The organism is Devosia sp. (genome assembly GCF_028290625.1).
GTDB lineage: Bacteria > Pseudomonadota > Alphaproteobacteria > Rhizobiales > Devosiaceae > Devosia.
In genome coordinates this window covers 1-12579 of the sequence record NZ_JAQGJM010000032.1, presented here as the reverse complement: position 1 = coordinate 12579, position 12579 = coordinate 1, and the positions used below count along the sequence as shown (strand labels likewise).

The following is a 12579-nucleotide window of genomic DNA, read 5'->3' as shown; positions in this document are numbered from 1 at the left end:
AATTTCCCGGTATCCCTCCCTATATCTCGTCGGGATTATCCGACGTTATAAGGAACGATGCTCATGTTCGCCTCCAGGGGCTTTCGACTAGCCAGCCTGTTTGCAATGCTGGTGATGGCTCTTTCGATGGTGTCGGTCGACCAGGCCGAAGCCCGGCGTGGCGGCAGCTTTGGTAGCCGCGGCACGCGCACCTTCCAGACCGCGCCAGCGACGCCTACCTCGCCCAATATCACCGCCCCGGTGCAGCGCAGCATGACGCCCGGTCAGACGACCGCCGCGCCGCGTCCCGGTGCGCAGACGACGCAGCCCCGCTCGATGTTCGGTGGTTTTGGTGGCTCATTGTTGAGCGGCATCATGCTCGGTGGCCTTTTCGGTCTCTTTCTTGGACACGGCTTTGGCGGCGTGGCCGGCCTTTTCGGCCTGCTCGTGCAAGGCGCGCTGATCTTCTTCGTCATTCGCTTCGTGATGGGAGTGCTCTCGCGCAATTCCAGGCAGCCTGCGGCAGCCGGAATGAACTACTCAGGTGGTTCGGGCCCATCGCCGCTTGGTGGTCTGTCCGGGCAACGCGGCAGTGGCCCTTCGCGCGCGCCACGCAATCCCGATGAACTCGGCGTCAAGGCTGCGGACCTCGATCGGTTCGAAGATATGCTGCGCGAAGTCCAGTTTGCCTTCGGACGCGAGGACTATTCGGCGCTGCGCCAACTGACGACGCCCGAAATGATGTCGTATCTCTCCGAGGAACTGGGCGAGAATGCCTCCAAGGGCCTCAAGAATGAGGTATCCGAGGTCAAGCTGCTCAAGGGCGACGTGGCCGAAAGCTGGCGCGAAGGCAGCCAGGATTACGCGACCGCCGCGATGCACTATTCGTCCATCGACGTGACGCGCGACCGCGAGAGCGGGCGCATCGTGGAGGGAGATGCGGACGTGGCCACCGACACCACAGAGCTGTGGACGTTCGTGCGGACCCGCGGCAGCGAGTGGAAGCTGTCCGCCATTCAACAGGCCTGATGAATCATCGGCGGCTCCCAACCGGAGCCGCCGATTTTCTATCTCAGATGCTGGCCTGCACCGAGTGCAGCGCCGCATACAGACCACCAGCCGCCATCAGCACCTCGTGGGTGCCTTGCTCGGCGATCCCATCCTCGGTCAGCACCAAAATCCGGTCCGCATTGCGCACCGTCGACAGGCGATGCGCGATGACGATGGTGGTCCGCCCCGTGGTGAGCTGGAGCAGCGCCTGCTGCACTGCGCGTTCGCTCTCATTATCCAGCGCGCTGGTGGCTTCATCGAAGATCAGGATCGCGGGGTCCTTGAGGAAAGCGCGGGCAATGGTCAGCCGCTGTTTCTGCCCGCCCGACAATTTCACCCCGCGTTGCCCGATATCGGTGTCGTAACCGCGGGGCAGGGCGCTGATGAAATCATGCGCATTGGCCGCCCTGGCCGCCGCCACGATCTCGCCGTCGCCGGCATCGGGGCGCCCATAGCGCAGGTTTTCCGCCACCGTTCCGCTGAACAGATAAACGTCCTGCTGCACCACGCCGACATTGCGCCGCAGCGACGCCAGGCTGACATTGCGCACATCCATACCATCGATCTGGATGGAGCCGCCCGTCACCTCGTAAAAGCGAGGAATCAAGGCGCAGAGCGTACTCTTGCCGACGCCAGAGGGACCGACAAGGGCGACAAACTCACCCGGTTCGATGTCTAGCGAGAGATTGCTGAGAACGTGCGCGCCGTCGTCATTGTAGCGAAAGCTGACGTCGCGGAAGCGGACAGCGCCACTTGCTCGCGCAATATCGACTGCGCCAGGGCGATCCTCGATATCCGGCGCCACGTCCAGCAGCTCCATGGCGCGCACGAAGCCCGTATAGCCCTCCTGCCAAAGCCGCACGAAATTGGCCAGCCGCTCCACCGGATCGACCAGCACCGCCACGCAGAGCAGGAAGGTCAGCATGTCGGCCACGCTGAGTTCGGCCGTCAGCACGCGGATGGCGCCGACGACGATCACCAGAACCGTCACCAATTGGGCAAACGTCGCCGTCCCGACCGAGAACCAGGCCTCGCTACGATAGCCGTCCTTGCGGCTCTCGAGAAACAGCCCATTGGCCTCATCGAACCGGCTGGCCTCAAGGCCTTCATTGGCGAACGATTGGACCACTCTTATGCCTGCCAGCGAATCTTCGACCCGCTCATTGACCGCCGCGATCCGTTCCTTGCTGGCCTGGAGGGCAACATTCATGCGCCGGTTGAAATGCAGCGCGTAAATCACCGCGAACGGCGTCAGCGCCGCAATGAGCCCGGTCAGCACCGGGTCGATGAACGACAGGATCAGCAGCGCGCCGAAGAACTTGAGCGCCGCAATCGACAGGTCCTCGGGGCCGTGGTGATACAGCTCGCCCAGCCATAGGGAATCATTGGTGATCCTGCTCATCAGCTGCCCGACGCGCTGGTTGTCGTAGAACGCGAATGACAGCTTCTGGCAGTGCTCGAACAGCTCCTTGCGGACCTCGCTCTCGATCCGGGCGCCCATGACATGGCCCTGGTAATCGACGAAAAACACCGCCGCCACCTGCAACGCCAGCATGGCGAGCATCACCCCGCCCATCAGGTAGATCTGTCCGATGGCCTCGGGCACCTGCGGCAGTTGCAGCAGGCTCTTGGTGACGTAATTGGCGCAAAGCGGCAGTGCTAACGCCGTTGCGGCGACCAGCAGGGCGCAGGCCAAGTCCGCCGCGAGCAGCGGCAGGTGGGGCCTATAATACGAGAGAAATTTGCGCGCGTGCGCAAATCGCCCAGCTGCATCGTATGCATCGGACGATTTATCGACGCGTGGGAAAAGTCTGACTAGGAAGTGGCTAGGGGCTGCATTTGCGCGCGACCTCGCCCAGGGGAACTGGAATTGCATAAAGCGTCATGTCCTGTTGATGAACGGCTCCTTTCTGATTGGACACGAAGGTTTTCATCTTGCTCTCCCGGTGCGGATACTGCCGCCATTATGCCAAAGTGATGGGAACATCACAACCCAGCGGTTGCGGCGCCGATGAATTGCATTAAATTGTCTTTGCGGAGGTGGCTTGGATGACGAACCGAGTTCAGATCAAAGGCGCGACGAAGGGCTATAAACGCGGGACGGTCTTCGAGATCGAGAGCCATGGTTTCTGGGAGCAGACGAGCAATCTCTATGTCTATCTCAACCAGTTCAGGCCGGTGGCCGAACTGGATGCCGACGGATCGAGTGGAAGCCTGAAGCTGGGCGGGATGGCGGACTGGATAGAGGTCAAGAAAGTGCCCCGCCCTGCCGACTAAGTACGCGTGTTGCGACGCAGCGCTGTGATCTGCTCCGTGGGGTATGATGGCCTTGGCCACGATGCGATCGGGTCCGCTGCGAAGATGAAATGACACAATAAAAAACGGCCCCAACCGAAGCTGGAGCCGCTGTCTGGGGAGTGCAATCCCAATCAGAACCGGAAATTAACGCCCGCTTTGACGGTGTGGAAGTCGTAACTTTCCTTGATATCTACGCCCGCCGGGAAACCGCCAAAGGGCGTGTAGCTGACCGACGCATTGCCCAGATTGGTGTAAGCGTACTCGGTCTGCACAGAAATGTTGTCGGTGAGTTTATACTCAAAGCCCGCGCCAATTGTGTACCCCACACGGTTGACCGGGTCGAGATCAGCGCCGGCAGGGGGGGGGACGGTGACGTCTGGGCTGGTCTGTCCGTATGCGAGACCGCCATGCACATAAGCAAGCAGGTTATCCGTCGGCAGAAAACCGATGCGGCCGCGTACTGTGCCCAAGTAGTTAAGTGGAGACTCATAACCAAAAACTATAGGAACAGCGGCACCACCACGGGCCTCGATATTGGACACGGCAATGTCGGTAACGGCGCCCAGTACGAAATCACCAATCTGATAATCGGCGCCGACTTGAACGCCGGCGAGGCCGCCAGAGCTGTTGCCGAAGAATTCCAACACTGGCCCACCGCCGGGTATGGTCATTGTCAGATCAGGTGATCCGCCACCGACGCCGCCAAATACACCGGCATAAAAACCCGTCCAATCGCTGGTAGGGGCGATGTAGCCCGCAGGGGCGTCCTGAGTGATCACGCCAAAATCAGCGGCACTCGCAGAGCCTGTGAGCAACGTCAAGGCTACCGTAGAAATCAGAAATTTATTCATTTGTTACTCCCTCAGGTTTGCCCTTCTTGGCTAAATCTGGGGAGAAGGCTAGTCCTTTATTTTAAATAGGCAGACCTTTTCTGTTTTGTGTCTCGCGCGCAACATTTGTTGTTCAGGTTGATGAATAAATGTTCATTATAGACTTCGATTTACTGTGTCGGCTGGGGCGGCACCCCCTATCTGCCGATCGAGCACGTCGCCTGGATGTAGCCACAAGTAGCTAGCGCCGCGGCCTTCGGGGGGAACTATTGTTGTGGCTTGCAAACCGTGTGGAGCCCGACGATGAAAATTCTCTTTTTAGCTGCTGTGGTCGCCATGCCGTTGGGTGTCACCCCTATCAATGCCCAGCAGGACAATTGGGGACAAGAAGTGAAATCCTGCAACCAAAGCGACTGTTATCCCAACGGAAGCTCGCGAGGAGAGTACGTGCGGGAGCAAGCTCGTGATGCTGAAGGACCGGGGTATGGTCAGGAGATTCATAGCTTGGCAAACCCCGGCAAATCCGAGCCGAAGGGCAAGAAGCTTTAGCAGCGGAGTACGCCGCCGGCTCTTGGACTAGGCGTGGCGACGAGATCGCGAGGTAGCTATCCGCTTAGGAGGCATCTCGACCTCTGGTCCGGGTCAACATGCGCTTGATGATGTCTCTGTCCGTCTTGTGCGTACTGGCGCCTAGCCTGAACAGCACTGCTGATGCCAGAATGCTGATCGACCCTACACCCAGTATAAGTCCGCCAGTTTGCATGCGGTCCATGCCCAGTGGCCGCGACGGCATCCCGCCGTAGGCGCCTATCCCCATTGCGATACCAGCGGTCGACAGGGTGAACAGGAAGGCCATCCACCAGGTGAAGCCGGACGACGGCATTCGCAGTGACAGCCTTCGACACACATAGCCGGAGAGCGTAGCGGGCGCGAACAGCGCCATCATTGCCACATAAACGACCCCTCGGCCATGCAGGTCCATCAGGGTAATAACGATAAATAGCCCGAAGGCCAGCGCCATCGTTGCGCCATGGCATGCAAGTACCAACAGCTGCAGCGCGACCGGATTTATGGCTTTAGGAGGCCCGCTGGTCTGCGCCATCGCTCGCTCCTAAGGCCTGAGACCAGATAACCACAATTAGATGGCGGGACGGGAGGCGCCGGAAACGCCCAGAAATGCTTAGCACAAGACTGCGACGCGGGGCGTTGATCGCTGATCTGCATGTTGAATTGTCTGGAGGCCTCGTCCGGAATTGAACCGGAGTACGCGGATTTGCAATCCGCTGCGTCACCACTCCGCCACGAGGCCTCTAGGGGCCGCTATGTACGGCCATGCATGGGTTTATGCAAGATGCCGGAATGCCGATCCGCGATTTTCTGGAGGGCGATGCGCTGCAAGACCAAATATTCTGAGTCATTGCGCTGATGCCGTCCAAGCGCCACGGCAAGTGTGTGTGGCTGGGCTAACCGTGCACCATCCCCACTTGCGATCGGGTCATGCCCAAAGTGGTATTGGTGCACGCCGTTTTTGCGTCCATAGCTGCGACAACAATGAGGACCGCGATGCCATCGACCACCGAAGCCGACCCCGCGCTGATCGATTCGGCGCTGCTGCGGCAAAATTGGTCATACCGGCATTTCATCTCGTCGCGCGTGCTGTCGTCGCTGGCGCTGAACGGTGTCACCGTGGCGGTCGGCTGGCTGATTTATGACCAGACCAACAGTGCTTTCGCGCTCGGCCTTGTTGGTTTGGTGCAATTCCTGCCGGTGCTGGTGTTGACCTTCGTGGTGGGGCAGGTGGCTGATCGCTATGATCGCCGCCGGATCGGGCTCATCTGCCAGCTCATCGAAGCCGTCACCGTCGCCACCATGGCGCTGGGCGTGTGGCAGGGCTGGCTGAGCACGACCGGCATTTACGTTGGTATGGCCGTATTGGGCTGCGCCATCGCCTTTGAGCGCCCGACCATGGCCGCACTGCTGCCCGGCATCGTGCCGGCCAGCATGTTGCAGCGCGCCATCGCCACCTCGACCTCGTTCATGCAGGGTGCCATCGTTGTCGGGCCGGCCTTGGGCGGCCTGCTCTATGGCGTGGGCCCGGTCATCCCGTTTGCCGTCTCCGCCCTGTTCTTCGCGGGCGCGGCCTTCAACGTCATCCGCATTCAGCGGCCAGCGACAGTTCAGGACCGGGAACCGGTGACGCTGCAATCGGTGTTTGCTGGCGTGGGCTTCATAAAGAGCCGGCCGATCATTCTTGGCACCCTGTCGCTGGACCTGTTCGCAGTCCTGCTCGGCGGCATCACCTCGCTGCTGCCGATTTTTGCGCGCGATATTCTGCATGCCGGGCCCTGGGCGCTGGGCTTTTTGCGCGCGGCACCGGCCATAGGGGCCTTCGCCATGTCGATCTGGCTGGCGCGGCATCGGCTTGAGCGCAATGTCGGGCGGACCATGCTGATCGCCGTGGCGGTGTTCGGCGTCGCCACCATCATCTTTGCCCTCTCGACCAATATCATCCTGTCGGTGGCGCTGCTGGTGGTGTTGGGAGCGTCCGACACGGTAAGCGTCGTGATCCGTAGCTCGCTGGTCCAATTGCTCACGCCCGATGCGATGCGCGGCCGGGTCAATGCCGTCAATTCGCTGTTCATTGGCGCCTCCAACCAGCTCGGCGAATTCGAGTCCGGCATGGTCGCGGGGCTGCTCGGACCGGTCGGCGCCGGCATCTTCGGCGGCGTGGGCACCATCGTGATCGTGCTGGCCTGGGCCAGAATGTTCCCGGCGCTCCGCAAGGTGCAGACCCTCTCGGGGTGAGAAGGATCAAGGCGTTACCGCCAAATCCGGATTCAAGTTCTGATCCTATCTATCTTGCGCGTGGCCGATATGGTTCAATCGCACAGCCTTTTTGTCGCGCCCCGGCAACACCAGCTTGCATGCGCGCGGCGCGGGGGATATTCACAACCGGCATATGATTTTAAGGGCAGGGGGCTGCGGCGCAATGGTTGATTACGAACTCGCGCGTAAACTGATGGTCGACAATCAACTGCGCACCCATCACGTGACGGAGCGCCGGATTTTGGCGGTCATGGGTCGGGTGCCGCGCGAGCTGTTCGTGTCCGCCGCCCGTAAGCCTATCGCCTATATCGATGACACCCAGCCCTTGGGCGCCACCGGTGCGCGCTTCATGGCGCCGCCGTCGCTACTGGCCAAGCTGGTACAACTCGCCGAGGTTCAGCCCGGCGACGAAGTGCTCGATATCGGCGCCGGCACTGGCTATTCGGTGGCGGTTCTCGCCGGCCTTGGCGCCAATGTGCTGGGCCTGGAGGAAGACACCGCTTTGGTCGCTGCGGCCAATGCCAATCTCGCCTCGCTCGGCGTCGCCAATGGCCGTGTTGCCGCGGGCTCGATCGCCGATGCCAGCGGTCTTTTCGATGTCATCCTACTGCAAGGCGCCGTCGAAATCGTGCCGCCGGCCCTGTTCGCGCGGCTCAAGGACGGTGGACGGCTGGTGGCCATGATCCGCCAGGGTGCCGTCGCGGTTGCCAATGTTTATGTGAAGGCCGGCACTGCGGTGACCGCCCGTGCCGAGTTCAATGCCAGCCTGCCGCCACTGGTTTCGACGCGGCCGGCGGAACAATTCGTTTTTTAACTATCATGGCGGATGATACTGTTGCGCCATAGGCACGGCAGCCAATTATCTCGTGGTTGAGATTTTGCTAAGTATTGCCAGGGCTGGCCGGAAGGCCCAACTCACGGCATAAGAGTATGGAACTGGAGAGCTGGTCATGTACCCAATGCGTGTTTTAATGGCGGGGGCCATGGCCATCGCCTTGGGAGCGTTGCCCGTTGCGGCGCAGGCGGAAACCTTGGCTCAGGCGCTGGCGAGTGCCTACACCAACAACCCCAATATCGAATCGGCGCTGCTGAGCGTGAAGTCCGCCGCCGAAGATATCGCCCTGCGCGAAGCTGGCAAGCGTCCCACGATCGGCGCCAACATCACCGGCGATTATAGCTGGTCGGTGGCCAATGGCGGTTTTCAGAGCGACACCGGCCTCACCGGCGGCCTCAGCTATAACCAGACCCTGTTCGACAATTTCAAGACCGAAGCCGAGATCGAGCAGGCCCGTGCCCTGTCCGATTTGAGCGGCCAGGCGCTGCGCAATGCCGAGCAGAACGTGCTGCTCTCGGTAGCCCAGGCCTATATGAATGTCATCCGCGATATGCAGTTGGTCTCGTCGCGACAGGAAAGCATCACTTTTTACGACGCTCAGTTGAAGTCGGCCAATGACCGCCTCGACGTGGGCGAGGGCACCAAGATCGACGTGGCCCAGGCCACCGCGCGCCAGGCCCAGGCCGTTGCCTCTTACCGTGCCGCGGTTGCCAGCCTGCAGACTAGCCAGGCCAGCTACCAGCGCTGGGTTGGCCACAAGCCATCCAATCTCACCTCCAATGTCGGCTTCGGCTTCATGATGCCGGCCAGTATCGATAGCGCCATCGCCAGTGCCGAAGAACGCCATCCGGCGATCCTCAGCGCCAAGGCAGCGATCCGCGCCGGCCAGGCTGGTACCGACGGTGCCCAGGCCGCGTTCGGCCCGACGCTCGATCTGATCGGCTCGCTCTGCGGCATCGGCTGCTTCGGCAATACCGGCCAGCAGGGCGTCAGCGGCTCGGTCCGCCTGTCGCTGTCGATCCCGATCTATGCCGGCGGCGCGCTTGGCGCCAGCGTGCGCAAGGCCAATCTCGAGCAGATCAAGAGCGAAGTCGACGCCATGGCGACCTATGACGAGGTCCGCGAGGCCGTCATCACCTCTTGGTCGACGCTGCAGAATGCCTCCGCCCAGATCACCTCGGCCCAAGCCGCCGTCGCTTCGGTGCAGCAGGTGCTCAATGGCGTGATCCAGGAACGCGATCTTGGCCAGCGCACCACGCTTGACGTACTCGACTCCCAGGCGGAACTGACGACCGCCAAGGAAACCCTGATCCAGGCCAGCTCCAGCCGGGTCATCGCCATGTTCACGCTGATTGCCGCCACCGGCCGCCTCTCGGCCGCGGAGCTCAAGCTGCCCGTCTCCCTCAAATCGGGCGACAACTACACCTCGACCGTCGAGGACGTGTGGCAGGAATTGCGCACCGTCGCCGACTAGCTTTCCTGGCGCGCGAGATTGCAATCCACAATTTGTGGCCGGACATTGTCCGGCCACAAGTTTTAGTGGAAGACCGTATAGTTCTGGACGAACACGATTCCTTAATCTTCCGGCCCGGTCTAAGGTGATCGGGACGAATCAGGTGGCCACGTTGCGGATGGCCGCCAGCGCGATGTCTGCAGTGAGTAAGAGGCACCGATGAATAAGCCTGCCCCCAAAGAGCCGTCGATGGATGAAATTCTCTCGTCTATCCGGCAGATCATTGCTGACGATGATGCGGCGGTGCCGCGCCGGCCCTCTGCCCAGGCAGCGCCGCCGCCAATGCAGGCAACTCCGGCCCGGCCATCCCTGGCGCCGGCTCCCGCAGCCAATCGCGATCTCAGCGACATGCTCGAAGATATCGAGCCGCTGGCGCTGTCGCCCTCGCAAATTCTTGACGATCAGGACGATGATGATCCGATGGCAGGCTTGAGCTTCAACCCCATCGCCGCCGTGGAAGAGGAGGAGCCGATCGCCTTTGCACCGCGCGCCTTCGTTCCGCCCGAACTGGTCGAGCCCGAAGACATTGCCTTCGATATCGCCGATCCGGAACCCGAAGCCGAGCCTGAGTCGGAATTCGCGGCGCTCCTGGCGCCAGGACCGGAACCTGAGCCGGTGTTTGATATTGCGGCGCAGTTCGAACCTGAGCCCGAGCCGGAACCTGTGTTCACGCCGCCGCCCGCTGCTGCCTTCCGGCCGCAGCCTTCGGTTGCGCAGGCCGCACCGATGCCCGACCCGACCCTCAGTTCCGATATGGCGGCACAATTGCTTGAACCCGCGACCCAGGCGGCCGTCCGCTCCTCGATCACCAAGCTCAACGGCATGGGTCTCGGCAATGGCGGCGCCACCATCGAGTCGCTGATGCGCGACATGCTTCGCCCCATGCTCAAGGAATGGCTGGACGAAAACCTGCCATCCGTCGTCGAGCGCATGGTCGAAAAAGAAATCGCCCGCGTCTCCCGCGGCGACTAGGACCGAACGGCATTCAGCTCAGGCTGAGTCGAAACGCTTGTTCTCGAGAACCGGCGTTTGCGGGTCGGCATCAGTTGAATGGCGATTGGTCCGGAGCCGTCCTATATATCGAGCTGATGACGCGTCGCTGTTGACCCTGCGGCGCGCATTTGCTTGAAGTCTGCCCAACCCTTTTGAACCGGCCCGCCGCGTCACCAGACTTGGCGGGTTGTTGCCGTTGTGAGTGACGTGATGATCGAAAAGAATTACGAGCCCGCCGCCGTCGAGTCCCGCATCTATGCCGATTGGCTGCAGGCAAATGCCTTTGCGGCCGGGGCAGGGGCCGCCGAGGGCGCCGAGACGTTCACCATCGTCATCCCGCCGCCCAACGTTACCGGCTCGCTGCACATAGGGCACGCGCTCAACAATACCATCCAGGACATCCTTGTCCGCTTCAACCGCATGCTGAAGAAGGACGTGCTGTGGCAGCCGGGCATGGACCATGCGGGCATCGCCACCCAGATGATCGTCGAGCGCCAGTTGATGGAGCGCCAGCTTCCCGGCCGCCGCGAAATGGGCCGGGAGAAATTCCTGGAACGCGTCTGGGAGTGGAAGGGCGAAAGCGGCGGCACCATTTTCAACCAGCTCCAGCGCCTCGGTGCCTCAGCCGATTTCAGCCGCGAACGCTTCACCATGGGTGAAAACGGCGCGCCGGACGACCAGATGGTTCGGGCGGTCACCAAGGTTTTCGTTGAGCTGCATAAGCGCGGCCTGATCTATCGCGCCAAGCGTCTGGTCAACTGGCATCCGGGCCTGGAAACTGCGATTTCCGATCTCGAAGTCGAGAACATCGAGATCAAGGGCCACATGTGGCACTTGCGCTATCCCCTGGCGGATGGCGTCACCTACCAGTTTCCCATCGCCCATGACGAGGACGGCAAGCCCACGGAATGGGAGACGCGCGACTATATCATCGTCGCCACCACGCGCCCCGAGACCATGCTGGGTGATAGCGGCATCGCCGTGCACCCCGAGGACGAGCGCTATACCAGCCTAGTCGGCAAGTTCGTCGACCTGCCGCTGGTGGGCCGGCGTATTCCGATCGTGGCCGACGAGTATGCAGATCCCGCGCTGGGCACCGGCGCGGTCAAAATCACCCCGGCGCATGATTTCAACGACTTCGAGGTTGGTGTTCGCAACAAGCTCGAGCAGATCAACGTGTTCACCACGCGCGGAACCATGTTCCTCGCCGGCAACAACGCATTCCTCAAAGACCTGCCTCGAAACAGTCAGCTGACTGCCATCTTAAAGTATGATGGCCTTGATCGCTTTGCAGTCCGAAAGGCTATCGTGGCAGAGCTGAGCATCCTGGCGGAAGACAATGCGACACGCGGCCTCGATCATATCGAGGACAAGAAGATCATGGTGCCCCATGACGAGAAGAGCAAACTCGTCGTCATCGAACCGTTCCTGACCGACCAATGGTGGGTTAAGGCCGACGTACTGGCGCAGCCGGCCATGGCTTCGGTGCGCGAGGGGCGTACTAGATTCGTGCCGCAGCAATACGAAAACACCTATTTCGCCTGGCTGGAGAACATCAAGCCGTGGTGCATCTCGCGCCAGCTCTGGTGGGGCCACCAAATTCCGGCCTGGTATGGCCCGACGATGGAGAACGGCAAGCTTTCCTACGCTGTGAACGACGAAAATCCGCAAACTTTCGTTGCAATGACGGAAGAGGATGCGCTGGCCGATGCCACTAAACTATATGGCAGACCGGTCCGTGTGATGAGTTCATCCCAGGATGCTTTTTTGCATCAAATGAACACCGGTGAGCTGAACGTCGCCTACATCTGGCGCGACGACGACGTGCTCGACACCTGGTTTTCCTCGGCCCTGTGGCCATTCTCCACGCTCGGTTGGCCCGACGAGACGGCGGAGCTGCGCCGCTACTATCCCACGGATGTGCTGGTCACCGGCTTCGACATCATCTTCTTCTGGGTCGCCCGCATGATGATGATGGGCCTGGAATTCCTCGAGGAAGAGCCGTTCCACACCGTCTACATGCACGCCCTGGTCCGCGACGAAAAGGGCCAGAAGATGAGCAAGACCAAGGGCAACGTCATCGACCCGCTGGCACTGATCGACCAGTACGGCGCCGACGCGACGCGCTTCACCCTCGCTGCCATGGCGGCACAGGGGCGCGACCTCAAGCTCTCCATGTCCCGCGTCGAGGGCTACCGCAACTTCGTCACCAAGCTCTGGAACGCTTCGCGCTTCCTTGAAATGAACGAATGCCG

Annotated in this window: 11 protein-coding genes and 1 tRNA gene; 8 read left to right on the top strand and 4 right to left on the bottom strand. The window is 61.2% G+C overall.

Annotated features, from left to right (window positions below; genetic code table 11):
• Window positions 1–63 precede the first annotated feature (63 nt).
• Window positions 64–1008 (top strand): Tim44 domain-containing protein, encoded by a 945-nt coding sequence (locus JWR51_RS17470; protein WP_299750391.1) that lies wholly within the window; start codon window positions 64–66, stop codon window positions 1006–1008.
• 43 nt (window positions 1009–1051) lie between these two features.
• On the opposite strand, the gene JWR51_RS17465 is transcribed toward JWR51_RS17470, so the two are convergent.
• The gene (locus tag JWR51_RS17465; RefSeq protein WP_299750388.1) at window positions 1052–2905 is read right to left on the bottom strand and encodes an ABC transporter ATP-binding protein; all 1854 of its coding nucleotides are present in this window, start codon (window positions 2903–2905) and stop codon (window positions 1052–1054) included.
• Window positions 2906–3078: 173 nt separating this feature from the next.
• On the opposite strand from JWR51_RS17465, the gene JWR51_RS17460 reads away from it, so the two are divergent.
• Window positions 3079–3306: a hypothetical protein gene (locus JWR51_RS17460; RefSeq protein WP_299750385.1), complete on the top strand. Its 228-nt coding sequence runs from the start codon at window positions 3079–3081 to the stop codon at window positions 3304–3306.
• Window positions 3307–3458: 152 nt separating this feature from the next.
• On the opposite strand, the gene JWR51_RS17455 is transcribed toward JWR51_RS17460, so the two are convergent.
• On the bottom strand, window positions 3459–4178 hold the full coding sequence (locus JWR51_RS17455) for an outer membrane protein (protein WP_299750382.1): 720 nt from the start codon (window positions 4176–4178) through the stop codon (window positions 3459–3461).
• A gap of 282 nt (window positions 4179–4460) precedes the next feature.
• On the opposite strand from JWR51_RS17455, the gene JWR51_RS17450 reads away from it, so the two are divergent.
• Window positions 4461–4706: a hypothetical protein gene (locus tag JWR51_RS17450; protein ID WP_299750379.1), complete on the top strand. Its 246-nt coding sequence runs from the start codon at window positions 4461–4463 to the stop codon at window positions 4704–4706.
• A 64-nt stretch (window positions 4707–4770) separates the two neighbouring features.
• On the opposite strand, the gene JWR51_RS17445 is transcribed toward JWR51_RS17450, so the two are convergent.
• Both JWR51_RS17445 and JWR51_RS17440 read right to left on the bottom strand, forming a co-directional pair.
• The gene (locus JWR51_RS17445; protein ID WP_299750377.1) at window positions 4771–5259 is read right to left on the bottom strand and encodes a hypothetical protein; all 489 of its coding nucleotides are present in this window, start codon (window positions 5257–5259) and stop codon (window positions 4771–4773) included.
• Window positions 5260–5392: 133 nt separating this feature from the next.
• A tRNA-Cys gene (locus tag JWR51_RS17440) sits at window positions 5393–5466 on the bottom strand.
• Between the two features lie 254 nt (window positions 5467–5720).
• On the opposite strand from JWR51_RS17440, the gene JWR51_RS17435 reads away from it, so the two are divergent.
• The 5 genes from JWR51_RS17435 to JWR51_RS17415 all read left to right on the top strand — a co-directional run.
• Window positions 5721–6962, top strand: a complete 1242-nt coding sequence (locus JWR51_RS17435) for an MFS transporter (protein ID WP_299750374.1) — start codon at window positions 5721–5723, stop codon at window positions 6960–6962.
• A 184-nt stretch (window positions 6963–7146) separates the two neighbouring features.
• Complete coding sequence (locus tag JWR51_RS17430) at window positions 7147–7797, top strand: protein-L-isoaspartate O-methyltransferase (protein ID WP_299750371.1); 651 nt, start codon at window positions 7147–7149, stop codon at window positions 7795–7797.
• A 169-nt stretch (window positions 7798–7966) separates the two neighbouring features.
• On the top strand, window positions 7967–9292 hold the full coding sequence (locus tag JWR51_RS17425) for a TolC family outer membrane protein (protein ID WP_299750368.1): 1326 nt from the start codon (window positions 7967–7969) through the stop codon (window positions 9290–9292).
• A gap of 228 nt (window positions 9293–9520) precedes the next feature.
• Complete coding sequence (locus tag JWR51_RS17420) at window positions 9521–10303, top strand: DUF2497 domain-containing protein (protein WP_299750366.1); 783 nt, start codon at window positions 9521–9523, stop codon at window positions 10301–10303.
• A 231-nt stretch (window positions 10304–10534) separates the two neighbouring features.
• The coding region (locus JWR51_RS17415) for a valine--tRNA ligase (protein WP_299750363.1) at window positions 10535–12579 on the top strand (2045 nt) is incomplete at its 3' end.

What these genes read in the sequence shown, in the direction of transcription:
- JWR51_RS17470 (WP_299750391.1), top strand. Translation starts at nt 64, where the DNA reads ATGTTCGCCTCCAGGGGCTTTCGACTAGCCAGCCTGTTTGCAATGCTG.
- JWR51_RS17465 (WP_299750388.1), bottom strand. Translation starts at nt 2,905, where the DNA reads ATGCAATTCCAGTTCCCCTGGGCGAGGTCGCGCGCAAATGCAGCCCCT.
- JWR51_RS17460 (WP_299750385.1), top strand. Translation starts at nt 3,079, where the DNA reads ATGACGAACCGAGTTCAGATCAAAGGCGCGACGAAGGGCTATAAACGC.
- JWR51_RS17455 (WP_299750382.1), bottom strand. Translation starts at nt 4,178, where the DNA reads ATGAATAAATTTCTGATTTCTACGGTAGCCTTGACGTTGCTCACAGGC.
- JWR51_RS17450 (WP_299750379.1), top strand. Translation starts at nt 4,461, where the DNA reads ATGAAAATTCTCTTTTTAGCTGCTGTGGTCGCCATGCCGTTGGGTGTC.
- JWR51_RS17445 (WP_299750377.1), bottom strand. Translation starts at nt 5,259, where the DNA reads ATGGCGCAGACCAGCGGGCCTCCTAAAGCCATAAATCCGGTCGCGCTG.
- JWR51_RS17435 (WP_299750374.1), top strand. Translation starts at nt 5,721, where the DNA reads ATGCCATCGACCACCGAAGCCGACCCCGCGCTGATCGATTCGGCGCTG.
- JWR51_RS17430 (WP_299750371.1), top strand. Translation starts at nt 7,147, where the DNA reads ATGGTTGATTACGAACTCGCGCGTAAACTGATGGTCGACAATCAACTG.
- JWR51_RS17425 (WP_299750368.1), top strand. Translation starts at nt 7,967, where the DNA reads ATGGCCATCGCCTTGGGAGCGTTGCCCGTTGCGGCGCAGGCGGAAACC.
- JWR51_RS17420 (WP_299750366.1), top strand. Translation starts at nt 9,521, where the DNA reads ATGGATGAAATTCTCTCGTCTATCCGGCAGATCATTGCTGACGATGAT.